General features: G+C 66.6%; 17 protein-coding genes. All 17 read right to left on the reverse strand.

Translation table 11 applies throughout. The features are described from left to right. Position 1: 1 nt before the first annotated feature. From QUH67_RS07510 to QUH67_RS07590, 17 genes are read right to left on the reverse strand one after another with little or no spacing between them, the layout of a single operon-like run. Positions 2–628, reverse strand: coding sequence for an FMN-dependent NADH-azoreductase (locus QUH67_RS07510; protein ID WP_300946048.1), 627 nt, complete (start codon positions 626–628; stop codon positions 2–4). A 13-nt stretch (positions 629–641) separates the two neighbouring features. Further along, positions 642–2,222 (reverse strand): isochorismatase family protein, encoded by a 1,581-nt coding sequence (locus QUH67_RS07515; protein ID WP_300946049.1) that lies wholly within the window; start codon positions 2,220–2,222, stop codon positions 642–644. Positions 2,223–2,244: 22 nt separating this feature from the next. Continuing rightward, positions 2,245–3,093, reverse strand: coding sequence for an MBL fold metallo-hydrolase (locus QUH67_RS07520; RefSeq protein ID WP_300946050.1), 849 nt, complete (start codon positions 3,091–3,093; stop codon positions 2,245–2,247). 18 nt (positions 3,094–3,111) lie between these two features. Beyond that, positions 3,112–4,002, reverse strand: a complete 891-nt coding sequence (locus QUH67_RS07525) for an amidohydrolase family protein (RefSeq protein WP_300946051.1) — start codon at positions 4,000–4,002, stop codon at positions 3,112–3,114. Further along, entirely contained in the window at positions 3,999–5,117 is a 1,119-nt protein-coding gene (locus QUH67_RS07530; protein WP_300946052.1) for a vWA domain-containing protein, read from the reverse strand. Before QUH67_RS07530 ends, QUH67_RS07525 begins: the two co-directional genes overlap by 4 nt. Then, positions 5,114–5,995, reverse strand: coding sequence for an AAA family ATPase (locus QUH67_RS07535; RefSeq protein WP_300946053.1), 882 nt, complete (start codon positions 5,993–5,995; stop codon positions 5,114–5,116). Before QUH67_RS07535 ends, QUH67_RS07530 begins: the two co-directional genes overlap by 4 nt. 2 nt (positions 5,996–5,997) lie before the next feature. Further along, positions 5,998–7,020, reverse strand: coding sequence for a xanthine dehydrogenase family protein molybdopterin-binding subunit (locus tag QUH67_RS07540; protein ID WP_300946054.1), 1,023 nt, complete (start codon positions 7,018–7,020; stop codon positions 5,998–6,000). Between the two features lie 2 nt (positions 7,021–7,022). Then, positions 7,023–8,603 carry a xanthine dehydrogenase family protein molybdopterin-binding subunit gene (locus QUH67_RS07545; RefSeq protein ID WP_300946055.1) on the reverse strand — a complete coding sequence of 527 codons (1,581 nt, stop codon included), beginning with the start codon at positions 8,601–8,603 and terminating at the stop codon, positions 7,023–7,025. Positions 8,604–8,614: 11 nt separating this feature from the next. Next, complete coding sequence (locus tag QUH67_RS07550; protein WP_300946056.1) at positions 8,615–9,094, reverse strand: (2Fe-2S)-binding protein; 480 nt, start codon at positions 9,092–9,094, stop codon at positions 8,615–8,617. Between the two features lie 5 nt (positions 9,095–9,099). After that, the gene (locus QUH67_RS07555; protein WP_300946057.1) at positions 9,100–9,918 is read right to left on the reverse strand and encodes an FAD binding domain-containing protein; all 819 of its coding nucleotides are present in this window, start codon (positions 9,916–9,918) and stop codon (positions 9,100–9,102) included. Positions 9,919–9,931: 13 nt separating this feature from the next. Next, the gene (locus tag QUH67_RS07560; protein WP_300946058.1) at positions 9,932–10,375 is read right to left on the reverse strand and encodes an SRPBCC family protein; all 444 of its coding nucleotides are present in this window, start codon (positions 10,373–10,375) and stop codon (positions 9,932–9,934) included. Between the two features lies 1 nt (position 10,376). Next, a complete protein-coding gene (locus QUH67_RS07565) occupies positions 10,377–10,814 on the reverse strand; it encodes an SRPBCC family protein (protein ID WP_300946059.1) in 438 nt (145 codons plus the stop codon). Between the two features lie 9 nt (positions 10,815–10,823). Then, positions 10,824–13,724 (reverse strand): flotillin family protein, encoded by a 2,901-nt coding sequence (locus tag QUH67_RS07570; protein ID WP_300946060.1) that lies wholly within the window; start codon positions 13,722–13,724, stop codon positions 10,824–10,826. Between the two features lie 24 nt (positions 13,725–13,748). Next, positions 13,749–14,582 (reverse strand): phosphoenolpyruvate hydrolase family protein, encoded by an 834-nt coding sequence (locus QUH67_RS07575; protein ID WP_300946061.1) that lies wholly within the window; start codon positions 14,580–14,582, stop codon positions 13,749–13,751. 2 nt (positions 14,583–14,584) lie between these two features. Then, the gene (locus QUH67_RS07580) at positions 14,585–16,816 is read right to left on the reverse strand and encodes an ABC transporter permease (RefSeq protein WP_300946062.1); all 2,232 of its coding nucleotides are present in this window, start codon (positions 16,814–16,816) and stop codon (positions 14,585–14,587) included. Next, positions 16,809–17,591: an ABC transporter ATP-binding protein gene (locus tag QUH67_RS07585; RefSeq protein ID WP_300947966.1), complete on the reverse strand. Its 783-nt coding sequence runs from the start codon at positions 17,589–17,591 to the stop codon at positions 16,809–16,811. Before QUH67_RS07585 ends, QUH67_RS07580 begins: the two co-directional genes overlap by 8 nt. Beyond that, on the reverse strand, positions 17,584–18,654 hold the full coding sequence (locus QUH67_RS07590) for a branched-chain amino acid ABC transporter permease (protein WP_300946063.1): 1,071 nt from the start codon (positions 18,652–18,654) through the stop codon (positions 17,584–17,586). The genes QUH67_RS07585 and QUH67_RS07590 overlap by 8 nt, the downstream gene beginning before the upstream one ends.

An 18,654-nucleotide genomic window follows, 5' to 3' on the forward strand; every position in this document is an offset into this window, starting at 1 on the left:
CTCAGAATCGCGCGGCCATCTCGGCCAGCCGCCGGTGCGCGGCCTCGCGCGCGCTGCGGATCGGCTCTGCCGGCCCGGTGGTCGGTCCGATCGGCACGAAACGCACGTCGCTGATTCCGATGAAGCGCAGCGCCTCCCGCAGATAAGGGGTCGCCATGTCGATGCGGCCGCGGTTCATCCCGGTGATGAAATCGCTGCCGCTCGCCAGGATCACGACCGTCGGCCGGTCCCTGAACAGCGGCAGATAGCCTTGCGCTGGATCGAAGCGGAACGCCAGCCCGGGCTGGGTGATGACGTCGATCCATTGTTTCAGTTTGTAGGGAATGCTGAAATTCCACATCGGGGTCGAGATCAGCACGCGGTCGGCGAGCGCGAAGCGCAGCGCGATGCGCTCGGTCACCGCAAAGGCATCGCGCTGTGAATCCGTGAACGGCCGTCCGCCGATGCGGGCATATTTGGCCTCCAGCACATATCCCTCGAATTCCGGCAGGTGATCGCGCCACAGGTTCATCGCGTCGATGTCCCAGTCGGGCCGCGCCTGCCGGAAGCGCTCGAGAAACACTCGCGCGCCGGCCGCGGATTCCGAATCCGTGCGCGGCGAGCAGCTCAGGTGAAAGAGTTTGGGCATGGCCGCGCTCTGGTCATCCGAGCCCCTTGATCACCGCATCTGCGTTGGTCACGACGGCGACGTTCTGCATCGCGAAGTTGATCGAGGCGTTGTGCCAGTCCGCGTTCATGGTCGAGCAGCAGTCTTCCGGGACGATCATGAAGTAGCCCTTGTCGGCCCCGGTGCGGGCGGTGTGCTCGACCGACATGTTGGTCCAGGCGCCGGTGTTGATGATCATGTCGCGTCCGGTCGCCTTGAGGATGGTTTCCAGGCGCGTGCCTTCCCAGGCGCTCATTCGCATCTTCTCGACGGTGAAATCGCCCGCGCGCGGCTCCAGCCCCGAAACCGGCGCCGCGCCCCAGCTTCCGCGCACCATCGCGCCACTATCGACGAGTCCCTCGAACAGCGGCGCATTGAGCGTGACGCCGGGCGCGCCCGGCTCGACGATGAACCAGACATGGATGATGGCGACGCCGCGCGCGCGCGCCGCTTCCGCGAGGCGGCGGACGTTGTCGACCACGCGCTGCTGGCGCGCATGACCAGGCGCGCCGGAATCGGCGAACGCGCCGCCTTCCATGATGACGTCGTTCTGCAGATCCTGAATGATCATCGCGCAGCGTCGCGGATCGAGCTGCATGTCGCTGCCGGCCAGTTGAGGCGCGGCAGGAGGCGTGGAGGGGGCGGTACCGGGACCGCTCGAAGCCCGGCTGCTCATATAGGGCTCGTGGCGCGGCCCGGCCTTCACCGGGATCGCATAGACCGAGTGCGTCGCGGTCAGATAGAGCGTACGAAAATCCGTTCCGCCCCAGGCGAGATTGGCGACCATTTCGGGCACGCGCACCTTGCCGAGCAATTCGCCGGCCGGCGAATAGACCCAGACCCCGCCGGGCGCCGTGACCCAGACATTGCCGCGCTGGTCGCACTTCATGCCGTCTGGCAGGCCGGGCTCGAGCTCGGAGCGGAGGCCGCTGGCGAACACGCGCGCATTGGCGAGCGAGCCGTCGGCCTCGACATCGAAGACACGGATCAGCGCCTGCACGGTATCATTGACGTACAGCAGGCGCTCGTCCGGCGAGAAGCAGAGCCCGTTGGGCTGGTCGAACAGATGACGGTCGACCACGAGCTTCGGCGGCCCGCCGCCGGGCGGCACGCGATAGACGCCCTGGAAGCCGAGCTGCCGCGGGCGCTCGACGCCATAGACCGGCATGCGGCCATACCAGGGGTCGCTGAAATAGATCGCGCCGTTCGAATGCACGCAGACATCGTTCGGGCTGTTGAGTTCCTGGTTCTCGAAATGCGAGGCGATCACCTCGCGTCGTCCGTCAGGCCGCTCGCGGATCAATGACGACGTGGCGTGCTCGCAGACGATGAGATTGAGTTCGGCATCGTAGGTCATGCCGTTGCATTTGTTCGATGGCCGCTTGACCTCGACGACGCCGCGCCTGGCGTCCCAGCGCCGTCGCACATCGCCGGGCATGTCCGAGAACAGCAGATAATGATGGACCGGATGCCAGATCGGCCCCTCCGTGAAATTAAAACCCGTTCCGACCTGGCCAACTGGCGCATAGGGGTCGATCAGCGTTTCGAATTCCGGGCGCAGCGTGACATGCGTCATCGGTCCGTCCTTTGCTTGGGCTTCAGGCAGGGAACCAGTTGCGCTGGGGCAGGCTTTGCACCACCGGCCCCGGCACCTGATCGTGCAGCCGGCCGACCACGTTGCCGCCCTCGATCTTCGCGGGCCGGTCGTGCACCGGCAGCAGATAGCGCGAGCTGCTGAGCAGCTTCTTGATCGCGGCTTTCTCCGCGCGCTTGCTGGTGCCGTGATTGCCCGTGGTGCGCGGCTCGCCGTCGTTGATCTCGTTGAAGGGGGTCACGATCTGGTCGTTGAAATCATAGATTACGTCGCCGCAGATGGTGGCGATGCCGTCGGCGGTGTGAACGTGGATGTTCATCGAGCCCTCGGTGTGGGCGTTGGCGGCGTCGCAATAGACGCCGGGCATCAGTTCGACTGGGCCGGTGATTTCGAGATCGAGAAACCGCAATGCGCTCTTGGTGTGCAGGCGGTCGATCAAATGCTTGATGTCGGGCGCCGGATATTGCGGATGCATCAGGCCGGAGACGGAATACTCCAATTCCTTGCGGTTGAGCACCACCGTCGTGTTCATCGGAAACAGATCATCCTTACCGGCGTGGTCGATGTGCAGATGGGTGTGGCAGACATAGCGGACGTCGCCCATCCGCACGCCGTGGCGCGCCAGCTGGTTCTCGATCATGTTTTCGTGGAACTGCAGCCCGCGCATGCCCAGCGTTTCCATGATCTGATTGGAGCGGTAGCCGGTATCGACCACGACCGGCCAGGGACCGCCGGTGATCAGAAAGCCCAGCGTCAGGACGCGGCGGGTCCGGCCGCAATCGCGCCCCAGCACCAGAAAACTCGATTCCAGTTCGATATCCCCATAGTCCAAAATCTTGATTTCAAGCGGCATGTGACTCTCCCCGTATTCTCAGGTTTGCAGCCGGTAAACGCGCGCGGCGGTCCTGCTCAGGACGGCTTCGCGTTGTTCGGCGTTCAGATGGGCAATCGCGGCGCGATGGGCATCGACCAGTTCGCGATAGCTGGTCCAAAGTTTCTCGATCGGAAAGTTGGAGCCGAACAGGCAGCGCTCGGCGCCGAAGATCGCCACCGTGTCGGCCACGATCTCGGTGATGAGCGCCGGATCGTTGCGATGGATGAAGGTGCCGAGGCCGGAAAGTTTTGCGACGATATTCGGACAGGCGGCCAGCCGCATCATGCCGCCGCGCCAGGCCGAGCGGCCCGCGGGCGAGAGGTCTTCCAGCATGCCGGCATGCTGCAGGACGAAGATCACGCCGGGACAGGCGTCGGCGAGTCCGACGGCATCAGCCATCTGCGGCGCGAACACCTGCAAATCGAAGCTGAAGCCATATTCGGCGAGCCGGGCGATGTTGCGGCGGATGGTCGGATCGGCGCAGAGGTCCGGCCGCGCGGCAAAGCGGTAGAGCGGGTTGTCGTGCCAGTGCAATTGCATGCGCACGCCGCGCACCAGCGGATAGCGCGCCAGACGGTCCAGTTGTGGACGGACGTCTTCGACGTTGAAGTCGGCGTAGGCGACGATGGCGTGCGGCCAGCCGTGCTCCTTGGCGGTTTGCTGCACCCAGGCGGTTTCGTCCTCAAAACGGTCGTTGGCCCAGTTGGTCTGCACATAGACCGAGCGCGTCACGCCGCAGCCGGCGAGGTCGGCGAGATATTCTTCGATCGGATAGTCGCGGCGGATCGGCTCGTAGGGTCCGAAGATGCGCGGCTGCATCGGGCCCGAAAGCCAGGGCAGGTCGGCCTGCCGCCAGATGTGATGATGGGCGTCGACGATGTCGGTCACGCAGCCTTCCTTTGTCCAAGCGAGAGAACGTGCGAGACGATCGCGGCGGTCGATCCGCCGTCGACCAGGTCATCGACAAAGCGCCGGATCGCGATCAGCGCCTCGGTCTGCGGCTGAAAGCCGGGTCCGGAAGCCAGCGGCGTCAGCCAGCTCAGCCGCCAGGCGCGCCGCGACAGTTTGGCGACGGCATCGCGCAACGCGGAGGGGTCGCCGCGCTCCAGTCCGTCGGAGACGATGACGACAGCCGCACCCCGCGCGTAGCCGCCGAATCGTGGCACGGCGAGGAATGCCTGCAGCGCATCGCCGATCCGTGTGCCGCCGTCCCAGTCGCTGACCAGATGCGCGGCGGCGGAAAGTGCCTGCTCGCGGCGCTTGAGACGAAGCGCGCGGGTCACACGCGTGAGCCGCGTGCCGAAGGTGAATACCTCGACATGCGGCGCTGCATGGATCAACGCATGCGCGAGCTTCATGTTGTCGTCGGTGCGGCTCTTCATCGAGCCGGAGACGTCGATCAACAGAAGGATCTTGCGCGGCCGTGCGCGCCGCTTCAGCCGCCCGAGCCGCAGCACCTCGCCGTCACTGCGGACACTTTCACGCAGCGTACGTCGCAGATCGGCAAACGGACCGCGGCGGGAGCGCATCCGGCGATGGCCGCGCCGCCGCGGCAGCCGCGCAGGGGCCTCGCGCGATAGTTTGCGCAAGGCGTCGCCGGTCGCGCTCGTCGCAAACCGGCGTTCGACCAGCGCCTCCGTGCGCGCGGCGACCAGTCCGGACTCGTTGGTCTCGTCGGCCAGCAAGGTCTCGTCCTCGCCGCGGCTTTCCTCCTGCAGCCGAACGACTTCTTCGTCTTCCGCACCGGCATGGTCGATCGTCTCGCTGCCGATGAAATGCAGGTCGAACAGCCGGTCATAGGTCGCGCGCCGCTCGGGCGGCGGGCCGAACGTGGCCAGCCCCGCCTGCCGAATGGCTTCCATGCTGCGAGGGCCCAGCAGCTCGATCGCCGACAGAAACGCCGTTGTCTGCTCCGGCGCCACCGCAAAGCCGTTGATTCGCAGCAGCGCGGCAAAGGACACGAAGACGCGGGCCGCGTGCGGCAATTGGGGCTCATCGCTCATGCGGCAGCCTCCGCAATCAGGGCGTCGAGCCGGCCGGAGATGTAGGTGAGATCCTCCTCGTCCTTCAGCGCCACGCCGATCGAGCGCTTGAAGGCCTCCGGCCAGCGCGCGCCGCGCTCGTGCAGCAGCGTGGCCGCTTCGGCCCAGTCCACCGCTTCCGCGATGCCCGGCGCCTTGCTCAGCGGCTCGCGTCGCAGTTTTCCGACCGCGGCGACGACGGCGCGCGCGGTCGATTCGGCGACGCTCGAGGCCCGCATCATCACGATGCGCGCCTCGCGCTCGGCGGTCGGATAGTCGATCCAGTGATAGACACAACGACGTCGCAGCGCCTCGTGCAGGTCGCGGGTGCGGTTCGAGGTCAGCACGACGACGGGGCGTTCCGCCGCGCGCACCGTGCCGCGCTCGGGGATCGAAATCTGGAAGTCGGAGAGGAACTCGAGCAAAAACGCCTCAAACTCCTGGTCGGCGCGGTCGATTTCGTCGATCAAGAGAACGGTGGAGTCGGGTGCGCGCAAGACCGCGAGCATTGGCCGCTCGATCAGGAACGTCTCGCCATAGATATCGATGCTCTCCTCGCCGGCCTGGCGGATCGCCAGCATCTGGCGCGGATAGTTCCACTCATAGAGCGCGGCGGACGCGTCGATGCCCTCATAGCATTGCAGGCGGATCAGGCGGCGGCCGAGCACGGCGGCGATCGCTTTTGCCGCTTCGGTCTTGCCGACACCGGGCGCGCCCTCCAGCAGGAGCGGCTTGCCGAGCGCCAGCCCGAGATAGGCCGCGGTCGCGAGGCCTTCGTCGGCCAGGTAATACGCCGTCCGCAGCGCCCGTTCGAGCGCCTCGGGGCTGTCGATGCCGACGATGTTGCCGCGCACCGCCATGTTCAGCGCCGGGCCTGCGGCCGCGCGCCGCCCTGCGCCTTGATCGCCCGCAACACTTTTTCCGGCGTGATCGGCAGCTCATCCATCCGCACGCCGACCGCGTTGAAGATCGCGTTGGCCACTGCGGGCAGCACCGGATTAGCGCACATCTCGCCGGGGCCCTTGGCGCCGAACGGTCCGTCCGCCGCGGGACGTTCCAGCACGGCAATATCGTGCGGGCAGATGTCGCCGGGGCCGGGCATCAGATATTCGACGAAGTCCCGCGGGCCATGCGAGGGATCGGGATAATAAGGCTCGGGCGTTTCGAATAGCGCGTGGCTGATCCCCATCCATGCCCCGCCGACCAGCTGCTGCTCGACGAGGCGGGGATTGAGCGCGCGGCCGAGCTCATACGCACTGTCCATTCGCACCATCGCGACCTCGCCGGTCTCGTCGTCGACCTCGACCTCGGCGACCAGGCAGGCGTGCGCATAACAAGTTGCCGGCGACATCTCGCCGGTCTCGGGATTGACCTCGGACAACGGCACCAGAAAGATGCCGCGTCCCGATATCGTCTTGCCCTGCTTGAACTGCGCGGCGATGGCGACCTCCTTGGTGGAGATCGAGCGATGCGGCGCGCCCTTGACATGGATATTGCCGCGCCCGTCGGTGTCGAGATCGGCGGCGTTGACCTCCAGCTCCTCGGCAGCGGCCTCCATCATGACGCCGCGCGCCTCCTTGGCCGCCGCCATCACCGCATTGCCGACGCGATGGGTGCCGCGCGAGGCGAACGAGCCCATGCAGTGCGGACCGGTGTCGGAGTCCGCGGTGTCGACATAGACGTCCTCGACCGGCACACCCAGCGTCTCCGCGCAGATCTGCCGTGTCACGGATTTCATGCCCTGGCCGAGATCGATCGACGACAGCGAGACCGTGAACTTGCCGCTGGGGTTGGAGTGCACCAGCGCCTGGCTGGGATCGCCGCCGAGGTTCATGCCGATGGGATAGTTGATCGACGCGATGCCGCGTCCGCGATGCCGGGCCATGGTCAGCGCCTCCTGGTGCCGAAGACGGACGAAAAACGGGTGGCGCCGTGCGACGGCGCGGGAGTGGATGGTCGCGGCGGCGGCGGCGTGGGAGAAGGCGGCGGCTGGGTCGCCACGGGCGGTGCGCGATCATAGGTGGTCCGTTGCTGCGAAGCCGCGGCGCGTTGCGGAGCCGGCTCGCGCGGCGTCGGCGAGATTGTCGCGCGGCTGCCACCGCCATCCGTGCGCGACGACATCCGCTTCACGTCCTCGCGAAGCGGCCATTTGGCCTTCTCGGCGGCGACCTGAACGCATTCGATCAGCGCGGTGTTCTTCGCCTCGCGCCGGTGCGCCTTCATGTCGCCATCGCGATAGGCGTTGAGGATGCGGAACTCCATGGGGTCTATGCCGACGAGATGCGCGAGCTTGTCCATCTGGCATTCGAGCGCAAAGTCCATCGCCGTAACGCCGAAGCCGCGCATGGCGGTCGCCGGCGTCCGGTTGGTGAACACGCAATAGATATCGCCGTAGACGTTGGGAATCGTGTAGGGGCCGGGCAGATGCGCCGCGCATTTGACGACGGCGTAGCTCGAAAGCCGGGTATAGGCGCCGCTGTCGAAATAGGCGCGGATCTTGCGCGCGACGATGCGTCCATCGCGCATCACGCCGTCCTTGATGTAGATGCGCTCCGCCCCGCGCGGGGATCCGAACTGCATCTCCTCCTCGCGGCCGAGTTGGTAGCGCACCGGACGTCCGGTCAGCATCGCGCCGAGAATGGCGAGCGGCTCGGTCAGCGTATCCACCTTGCCGCCGAAGCCGCCGCCGACGGTGCCGCCGATGAAATGGAAGGTGTTGGAGGGAACGTCGAGGATCTTGGCGCAGGTATCGAGCGAGAAGAACAGCGCCTGCGTCGAGGTGTAGACGACATAGCGGCCGTTGGTGTCGGGCGCCGCGATCGAGCCGTTGGTTTCGGTCGGCGCGTGCTCGATCGGCGACATCTGGTAGCGCTGTTCGAGGACGTGGTCAGCCTCGGCAAAACCGCGCTCGACGTCGCCGAAGCGCAGTTTCTGGTGGTCGTAGAGGTCGTGATAGACGAACGTGTTCTTGGGATAGGTCTCGTTGACGACGGGCGCGCCCGGCTTCAGCGCTTCCTCGACATCGAAAACCGCCGGCAGCGGTTCGTAATCGACCCGCACCTTCGCGAGCGCCTCGAAGGCTTCGCGCGGGCTGTCGGCGACGATGGCGACGATCGGCTCGCCCTTGTAGCGCACCTTGTCGACGGCCAGCGACGGCTCGTCGTCCTTGCCGAAGTTGATCAGGCTAAGGAGTGTGTTGAGATTGACCGGCACGTCGGCGCCGCGAATGATCCGGCGGACGCCGGGCGCGCGCTCGGCTTCCGTGGTGTCGATGCGACGCAGGCGGGCGTGGGCGTGCGGGCTGCGCAGCACCTTCAGATGCAGCATGCCTTGAAGTTTATGATCGTCGAAATAGGTCGAGGCGCCGGTGACATGGCCGAGCATGTCCTGGCGCTGGGTGCCCTTGCCGATCTCGTTCAGATTGTCGTCGCGCTCGTCGGCAAAGATGTCCTTGCGCAGTTCCAGCATGGTCGTTTCCTTCAGGCGCGGGCGCGGCCGCCAGATGCGGCGGCGAGGACGGCGTTGATGATCGGCTCATAGCCGGTGCAGCGGCAGATATTGCCCGAGATCGCCTCGACGACTTCGGCGCGGGTCGGCGAGGGATTGCGGTCGAGCAGCGCTTTTGCGGCCATCAGCATGCCCGGCGTGCAGTAGCCGCACTGCGCCGCGAACTGCTCCATGAACGCGCGCTGCAGCGGATGCAGGTTGGGGCCGTCCTTCAGCCCGTCGAGCGTCTGGATCGAGCGGCCGTTCGCGGATTCCGCCAGCGTCAGGCAGGACAGATGCAGTTCGCCGTCGATCAGCACGCTGCAGGCGCCGCAGCCGCCCTGGCCGCAGCCGAACTTCGGCGTCATGTCGCCGATGCCTTCGCGCAGCGCGACCAGCAGGTTGACGCCGCCATCGACGAACACCGCGACGTCGCGGCCATTGTGACGAAACTGGAGCGGGGTTTTGGTCATGAGGCTTACTCCAGGCCGGACAGCAGGCGGCGCAAATGAACGCCGACGATCTCGCGGCGATACCAGGCGCTGCCGAGCGCGTTGTCGGTGGGCGATACACCTTCGGCGGCCACCGCCGCCGCGGCATTGATCGCGGCGTCGTCGAGCGCACGCCCCTCCAGGGCGCGTTCGGCGGCCCGCGCGCGGATCTGCATCGCGGCCATTGAACCCAGCGCGATGCGCGCGCCCGAGATGCGGCCACTGCTGACCGGCAGATGTGCCGCCAGCGTGATCACCGAGCCGCCCTTCGGCTTGATCCGCGCGATCTTGCGATAGCGAAAGGCGTCGGCGGTCGCGGGCCGCTGGCAGGAGACGGCGAGCACCAGCGCGCCGCTCTGCCGTTCGCGCGATTGCAGAAATTCCTCGATCGGCAGATCGCGTGCGCCGAGCCCGCCCTGGACGGAGACGGTGGCATCGAGCGCCAGCAGCGCGACGGTGAAGTCGCCATACGGATTGGGCGCGAACAGATTGCCGCCCACGGTGCCCATGTTGCGCACCGCCGGCCCGCCGATTGATCGCGCCGGCGCATGGAGGAAAGCCAGCTCGCGCTCGGCCAGGATCTTCGCAAAGGTCACGCCGGCGCCGATCGTGATCCGCGAACTCGTCACGTCGATGCGGGAGAGCGCCTGGTCGGTCGCGCGCACCACCGTCGAGATCGAGATGTCGCCTTCGTTGAGCGCGCGCATGACCAGCGTGCCGCCGCCGAGATAGCGTGCGCTGCGGTCGGACGACAGCGCCGATGCGGCCTCACCCGTACTTCCAAACGTCTTCACCGTGACGGGCATGTTGCCTCCGCTTTCATGCGGCCTCCCTCAGGTGCCGGCGAATCGCATCGAAGCCGGCTTGATAGATCTGTTCCGAAACCATCTGCGTCAGCTGGGTTGCATCCGCGGGCCGCGTCGTGAAGCGGGATTCCCAGTGCCAGAAGGTGCGGTCGCCGTCGGTGACCGGCAGCAGGCGGACATGGGCGACATAGTTGAACATCGGGATCGGCGTATCGAGCAGGCAGTAGGTGAACGTCTGTTCGAGGTCCGACAGCGCCAGCAATTGCTCGCGCAGTTCCGAGCCGTCCTGCAGCTTGAAGCGCCGGATGCAGCCGATCTTGTCGGAAGCCTGCGCGCGCTCGATGGTGCTGGTCGCCACCGCCGGATGCCAGCGGTCATGGCCGTTGAAATCGCGCAGCACGTTCCACACCGCGCCGGTCGGCGCGTCGAGCACGGTGCTTTTGACGATATGCGGCACGCTAGCCTCCGAACGCGCGTTTGAGCGCGTCAAAACCGCCCTGGAACACGCCGCCGCCGATATTGCTGACGAGCTCGGTCTCGCGCTCGGGCGCGCAGTCGAATTCGGCGGTCCATTCCATGAACGTCTGGTCGCCGTCGGTCACCGGCGTGAGCCGCAGGGTGGCGACGTAGTTCTCCACGCCCATCGGCGATTCCAGGATGGAGTAGGTGCAGAACATGTCGTAGTCGGAGAGCCCGAGCAGCTTTTCGCGGATGCGGTCGCCATTGCGCAGGCGAAAATCCCGCACGCAGCCGATCTTGTCCGCGGGTTCGCCGCCCTCGATGCGGCTCTCGGCGATGGCGGGATGCCAGTTCGGCAGGCCGTTGAAATCGCGCACGCGCGCCCAGACGCGGTCGTTGCGGGCGTTGACGACGGTGGAAACATAGACGCGGGCCATGGCGTGCGGTTATCCCTTCTTGCGCGGGCCGCGTTCGGGAACAGGCTCCCCGGAGGCGTCGGGGGCAGGCGGCGTGTCGGGCCTGGCCTGGCCGCTCTTGCGTGCCGCCTCCTTGATGCCCTGCATGTCGCGCGCTTCGCGAATGAGGCCGGGCATCTTGGCGAGGCTGCCGCCTTCGACGCCGATGTCGGCCAGGATCGAATCGATCAGCGGCGCCTGGACGCGGTAGCGCAGCGCGGAGTCGATCACCTCGTCGGTCGGGCTGCGACCGCCGTTGCCACCGCCGCCGCCGCCGCCATTGAGGCCGTCGACACTGAGAATTCGAATCCCCTCGATCTTCTCCATCGGCTTGACGCTCTCGCGCACGATGCCCTCGATGCGGTCGAGCAGTTTTCGGCGGAACAGCGAGTAGCGCGCCTGGTCGGTGAGCACGTTTTCGGCTTCGTTGAGCAGCCGCTGCGCCTCGGCCTCGACGGCGGCGCGGACACGCTCGGCGTCGGCCGCGATCTTGGTCTCCTCGGCCCGCTTCTCCGCGAGCAGCACCTCGATGGTCTTCTGGCGTTTTGCGATCTCGCTGTCGCGGGCCGTGACGACGCGTTCGGCGGCCTGGGTCGCCCCCACGCGCGCATCCTCGGCGGCCACCTTGGCGGCGGATTCTTCCAGCGACTTCTGGTAAAGCGCGATCGCCTTTTCCATCAATGCGGTCTCGACTTCCTTCTCGCGGTTGACCTCCAGCTTGCGCAGATCGCGCTCGCGGCCGACGCGGGCTTCGTCGAGGCCGCGGTCGGAGGCGATGCGGGCGCGCTCGACTTCCTCGCGGGAGGCGATCTCGGCTTCCTGCAGCGCCTGGACGCGAGCGACTTCGAGCTGCTCGATGGCGCGGCGGCGGGCCAGCCTGGCCGCTTCAAGCGCCTGTTCGCGCGAGACATCCGTGGTCTCGACTTCCTTGCGCGCGATGATTTCCGCCTGCCTGACCTGGCGGTCGGCGTCGATCCGCTCGGAGCGCTTGGCGGCGAGCGCGATCACGCGTTCCTCGTCGGCGATCTCGACCGCCTTTTTCTGGTCGATATTGAGCACTTCGCGGGTCCGGGATGAGGCGATGCGCTCGGCCTCCAGCGCCAGTTCGACCTCGACGCGCCGTCGTTCGATCGCATCGCGCCGCTTGAGTTCGGCGGCCTCGATCGATTCGGTACGATCGATCTCGAGTCCTCGCGTCTCCTTCTCCGCCCGGATGCGCTGGGCGGCGATCACCTTCTCCTGGGCAATGCGCGCGGCCTCGATGGCTTCGCGCGAGGCGATGTCGGCCTCCTCGATGGTGCGGTTGCGCGCGATTTCGAGCGAGCGGACGCGCTCTTCCTGGGCGATTCGCGAGGCTTCGGTCGCCTCGCGTGCGCTGATCCCGGCGACTTCCAGCGCCTGGTTGCGCTCGATCTCCAGCTTGCGGGTGGCATGCTCGGACCCGATGCGTTCGGCGGCCAGCGTCCGCTCCCGCGCGATCCTCGCGGCCTCCACGGATTTTTGCGCCTCGATCTCGGCTTCCTGGATGGTGCGGACCTGCGCGATCTCCAGCGACCGGGTACGCTCGTCGGAGGCGATACGCTCGACATTGACGATGGTGGTCTGGGCGATCCGGGCCTTTTCGGTGGCCTCGCGCGCGGCGATCTCGGCTTCCTCGACCGCGCGGGTGCGCTCGATTTCGCGCCTGCGGGTCTCCTCCTCGTTGGCGATCCGCGCATCGGTGATGGAACGATCCTGCTGGATACGCGCCTTCTCGACCGCCTCTCGCGCCGTGATCTCGGCTTCCTCGATCGTCCGCGTGCGCTCGATATCGCGCTGCCGCACCTCGCGCTCGGAGGCAATCCGCGCGGTGTCGACCGCGCGCTGGTTGGCGATCTTGGCTTTTTCGATTTCCTCGCGCGCCAGCAGTTCCTTTTCTTCCACCGCGCGCGTGCGCTCGATCTCGCGGTGCCTTGTCTCTCGCTCCGACGAGATGCGGGCTTCGGCGATCGCCTGCTCGTTGGCGATGCGGGCCTTCTCGATGGTCTCGCGGGCGAAGATCTGCGCCTGCTCGGCCTCGGTCTCGCGCAGCGCGCGCTCGCGCGCCACTTCGGTGCGCTGCAGCGCCCGGCGCATCTCGATGTCACGCTCTTGTTCGAGGCGGGCGGTCTCGATCTCTCGCTCGATCTCCAGCGCCTGGCGTTCGGCTTCCAGGTTGCGGGTGCGGATCTTGATCATCGAATCCTGTTCGATGTCGTTGCGCAGCTTGCGCCGGGCCTCGATGTCCTCCATCAGCCGCGTCAAGCCCTCGGCGTCGAACCGGTTCGACGGGTTGAAAAATTCGAGATCGGTCTGATCGAGATCGGTGATGGCGACCGATTCCAGCTCGAGCCCGTTCTGGGCCAGCGCCTCGGCGGCGGCGGCCTTGAGCCGCGTGACGTATTCGCCGCGCTGCTCATGCATCTGCTCCATGGTCATTTCCGCGGCCACCGAACGGATCGCGGAGACGAACTTGCCGGAGAGCAGGGCATGCAGCTGCTCGGGCTCCAGCGTGCGGCGTCCGAGCGTGGCGGCGGCGATGGCGACGGCCTCGCGCGTGGGCTGCACGCGGACGTAAAAATCCGCCTCGATATCGATCCGCATGCGGTCGCGGGTAATGACCGCGTCGTGCTTGGCCCGCACGATCCCCATCGGCAGCACGTTCATGTTGACCGGCGTGTAGTCGTGGATGAACGGCAGCACGAAGGCGCCGCCATTGATCACCACGCGTTCGCCGAGCAGACCGGTTCGCACAAAGGACACTTCCTTCGACGAACGGTGGTAGAGCCAGTTCACGATGTAGACGACGATGGCGATCACGACGATCGCTGCGATCAGCCAGAGGATCAATTCGCCAACCAAAGTCCCCGACATCTCTTCCTCCCTTTGCTCCCGGCGTTATCGGGCGCCGATCGCCTTGAATTTACGAACCTGTTCCGTCAGCGCCCGCTCCACCGGCAGCCGCTCCATCGAGGAGGCGCCGTAGAAGCCGTGGCACTTGCGCGTGTGTTTCATGATGAAATCGGCATCATCGGGCTCGGCGATCGGCCCGCCATGCGCCAGCACCAGGATGTCCGGGTTGACGCTCAGCGCCGCCGCCGCCCAGGTGTCGATCTGCTCCGGACAGTCTTCGAGTCTTAATGCGGTATGCGCGCCGATCGCGCCGCCGGTGGTGAGGCCGAGATGGCAGACGACGATGTCGGCGCCCGCGATCGCCATCGCCGCGGCTTCGCTTTCGCTGAACACGTAGGGCGTCGTCAGCATGTCCTTGTCACGCGCCCTGGCGATCATGTCGATCTCCAGCGCGTAGGACATTCCGGTCTCTTCGAGATTGGCGCGGAACACGCCGTCGATCAGCCCGACGGTCGGAAAGTTCTGCACGCCGGCAAATCCCAGTGCCTTCAACTGGTCGAGGAAGAGGTCCATGTCGCGGAACGGGTCGGTGCCGTTGACGCCGGCCAGCACCGGCGTCTTCGTGACGACGGGGAGCACTTCGCCGGCCATTTCCACGACGATCGCGTTGGCATCGCCATAGGGCATCATGCCGGCCAGCGAGCCGCGCCCGGCCATGCGGTAGCGGCCGGAATTGTAGATCACGATCAGGTCGACGCCGCCGGCTTCCTCGCACTTGGCGGATAATCCAGTGCCGGCGCCGCCGCCGACGATCGGCTCGCCCCTGGCGGCCATGGCGCGGAACTTGCTCAAAATCGCTGAACGTTCGAATTTTGCCATGGTCACCTCGCGACTTTCCGACGGGTCCCCGGGCGTCCGGCCAGCGGGCGGAGCGCGGTGACGATGGCGGATGCAAATTCGGGGTCGTTGATGTGGCGCTTGATGCGGATGAGCTGGCGATTGCCGGTCTGGCGCACGCTGCGCTCCAGCGCCGTGAACAGTGCAGCATCGGCCTCCGGATCCCAGAACGGCTGGCCCGGCGAATCGAGCGCGGAGACGCCGCCTTCCGGCAGAAAGAAGCGCACCGGCCCATCCATCCGGTTGAGCTTGTCGCCGATCCAGCGCCCGATGCGCTCGTTCTCCTCCGGCGAGGTGCGCATCAGCGTCACCTGCGGATTGTGAACGTGGAATTTACGCTGGCGATAACGCTCGGGGACGGTGTCCGGCGCGCCGAAATTGACCATGTCGAGCGCGCCGGTGGAGCCGATGAAAGGGAGGCGGGTGCGGATCACCGCGCCGAAGCGATCTTCCGTCGCGGGAAACACGCCGCCCATCAGGAGATCGCAGACTTCCGTCGTGGTGAGATCGATCACGGCGGCAAGCATGCCGGAATCGACCAGCTTCTCCATCGAGCGGCCGCCGACGCCGGTGGCGTGGAAGACCAGACATTCGAAGTCGTTGCGCAACTCGGCCGCGATCTTCTGCACGGCCGGTGTCGTCACGCCGAACATGGTGATGCCGACCGCCGGCAGATAGGCGGGGGCGTTTCGTCCAACCTTGGCCTGGTCGTCGAGACGCGCCTTCACCATGCCGGCAATGGCATTGGCGCCGTTGGCGAGCACGGCGCGCGAGATCGAGTTGAGGCCCTGCACGTCGGTGACCGAATACATCATGGTGATATCGGCAGGGCCGACATACGGGCCGACATCGCCCGACGCGACCGACGAGATGATCAGCTTCGGCACGCCGACGGGGAGGGCGCGCATGGCGGGCGCGACCAGCGAGGCGCCGCCGGAGCCGCCGGCCGAGATGATGCCCGCGATATTGCCCTGGCGGCGCAGCCAGCTCGTAAACGCGTCCGCCATCGCCGCTACCGACGCGCCACGGTCGGAGCCGAACACGCTCGAACCGCCGCGGCCGTGGTTCAGCGCGATTTCCTGGGCGGAGACGTCGCAAGTGTAAAGTTTTCCGCTGGTGGAGACGTCGACCAGCCGCGTCCGCAAGCCCTGTCCGGCGACCACATCGCGGATGAAACGCAGTTCCTCGCCTTTGGTATCGAGCGTGCCGGCGACGATCACGACGGGTGGGCCGGATGTGCTTTGCATGGTCGCGCTGGCCGCGCGCCTTGGCCGCGTAGCGTCTTCGATCCGCGTCACGCCGGTCGACAGCGTGCGTGCGGCGGCCTCGATGCGGGCCATCGGCGCCGGTTGAGACCAGCGCGTCGGCAGCGTGGGATTGGAGATGTAGATCCGGATCGGCGCCGTGCTCGCGGGGCGCGGCGGTGCAGGACGCGCTTCGGCGCTCGCGTCGGCGGCGTCGATATCCGCTTCCGGTTCGGCGTGGACGCCGACGACCCCGACGCCCAGCAGGCGTTGCTGCAACTCGCGGTCGGCGGCAAGGCGCGCGGAGTCGATGATCCGGTTGATCCGGCCGTTGACCATGATCGCGACGTTTTTCGAGATCGCGGTGGCGACGCCGATGTTCTGCTCGATCACCAGCACCGACATCTCGCCGTCTTCACCGAGGCGGACCAGCATTTCCTCGACCTGGGCGACGATGACCGGCGCCAGCCCTTCGGTCGGCTCGTCCATGATGAGCAGATGCGGGTTGGTCAGTAGCGCGCGCGAGATCGCCAGCATCTGCTGTTCGCCGCCCGAAAGCTGCCCGCCGCCATGCTCCTTGCGCTCGGCGAGGCGGGGAAACGTTTCGTAGATGCGGTCGATGGTCCAGGCGCCGCGTCGCATCCCGGCGGCCAGGCTCAGATGTTCGGCGACGCTGAGCGAGCGCCACAGCCGCCGCCCCTGCGGGACATAGCCGACGCCGGCCTTGGCGATCCGCGCCGGGCTGAGGCGGGTGATATCTTCGCCGCGCAGGCGCACCGAGCCGCCGCTCGCCCGCAACAGGCCCATGATGGTCTTGCACAGCGTGGTCTTGCCCATGCCGTTGCGGCCGACCACGGAGAACACGCCGGAGTCCAGCGTGAGATCGACACCCTGCAACGCATGCGAATGGCCGTAATAGACGTCGAGGCCTCGGACTTCGAGCGCGGGCGCGGCGCGGCGGGGTTCAGCCATGGCCGGCCCCCAGATACAGTTCCTGCACCTCGGGGTCTGCCTCGATTTCGTGCGGCAGCCCTTCCTTGAAGATGCGGCCGTTGTGCATCATCGTCACGCTCTCGACGACGCGCAGCGCGACATCCATGTCGTGCTCGATGATGATGTAGCCGATATGCGCGGGCAGCGAGGTCAGGATCTCGATCAGCTCGCGGCGTTCGGTAGGGGAGAGTCCGGCGGCCGGTTCGTCGAACAGGATGAAGCGCGGCGCGCCGGCGAGCGCCAGCGCGATCTCGAGCTGGCGCTGCTGGCCGTGCGCCAGCTCTGCGACCAGTTGTTCCCGCACCGCCGTCAGGTGCACCGCCTGGATCAGCGATTCAGTCGCGTGCATCAGGGCGTCGTTCGTACCCGGGCGCAGCAAAGAGAAGCGTCCACGCGAAACGCCGCGGCAGGCGAGGTAGACATTGTCACGCACCGTCAGGCCGGGAAACAGCGCCGAGATCTGGTAGGTGCGGCGCAGCCCGCGCCGGATCCGCTCATAGGGCGGGAAGTGGGTAATGTCCTCGCCGAAGAAACGGATGGTGCCGGAGGACGGCGGAAAATCCCCGGTTACGCAGTTGAACAGCGTGGTCTTGCCGGCGCCGTTGGAGCCGAGCACGGCGCGGCGTTCGCCCGGGCGAACCGTGATGGTGATGTCGGTCAGCGCGGCGAGCGCGCCGAACATCCGCGTCACGCCGCGCAATTCGAGCGCGGCGCCGGCCGCAACGGCCGAAAAGCGCGGTGCGGCGCTATCGATGGCCATGGCTTCCGCCTTCCGTTGCCGCCTTGCGCCGCCACCGCTCCCACAGCCCGATCACGCCGTCCGAGGACCAGAACACGATGGCGAGGAATCCGAGCCCGATCAGCAGCCGGAAACGATTGCCGTCGAGCCCGAACTTGACCAGGAGATCGAGCGCGAAAGTGCGCAGGATGACGAAGATGAAGGCGCCGATATAGGGGCCGACGGGACGGGTGATGCCGCCGACCACGGCGATGATCAGAATATCGATACAGGCGCCGACACTGACCGAGCCGGGCGAGATCTGCCGGTAGTTCCAGACCTGCAGCACGCCGCCGAGGGCGGCGATAAACGACGCGAAGGCATAGGCCGCCACGCGGTGCGCGTTGACATTGAAGCCGAGCGTCGCCATGCGGCGGGGATTGTCGCGGACGCCCTGCAGCGCGAGGCCGAACGGCGCGCGCGAGACATATTGCACGGCGAAATAGCTGAACGCCGCGACGCCCAGCGTGACGTAATAATAGGGAATGTCGGAACGCCAATCGACGCCCCAGAACTTCGGCGTGGCGATGGTGTTGATGCCGGTGTGGCCGCCAAAAATCGCCCAATTCTGGTTGGTGAAATAGTAGAATGCCGCGCCGATCGCCAGCGTGATCATGATGGTGTAGATGCCCTCGGTGCGCACCGCGAGGGTGCCGCCGAGCGTCCCGAAGATGGTCGCGAGCACGAGCGCCATCGGAGTCGCGAGCCACCACGGCCAGCCGAGGCTGATATTGGTGTTGGCGCTCATGCCGAACACCGCGACCATGTAGGCGGCGAAACCGGCGATGGTGAGCTGCATCAGGCTGACCATGCCGCCATAGCCCGCCAGGAACATCAGGCTGAGCGCGATGGTCCCCAAAATCAGCGTCGTGGCAAAAATCTCGATCAGGAAGAAATTGCTGGCGATGGCCGGCATGATCAGCAGGATCAACGCGACCAGCCAGACCGCCGGCTGGTTGAATTCCGGCCACGCCAGCCAGCTGGTGCGCGCCGTCGCCGGCCGGCCGGTCTCCTGATGCGTGCCCTGGACCAGCGACAT

Source organism: Bradyrhizobium roseum, assembly GCF_030413175.1.
GTDB classification, from domain to species: Bacteria; Pseudomonadota; Alphaproteobacteria; order Rhizobiales; family Xanthobacteraceae; genus Bradyrhizobium; species Bradyrhizobium roseum.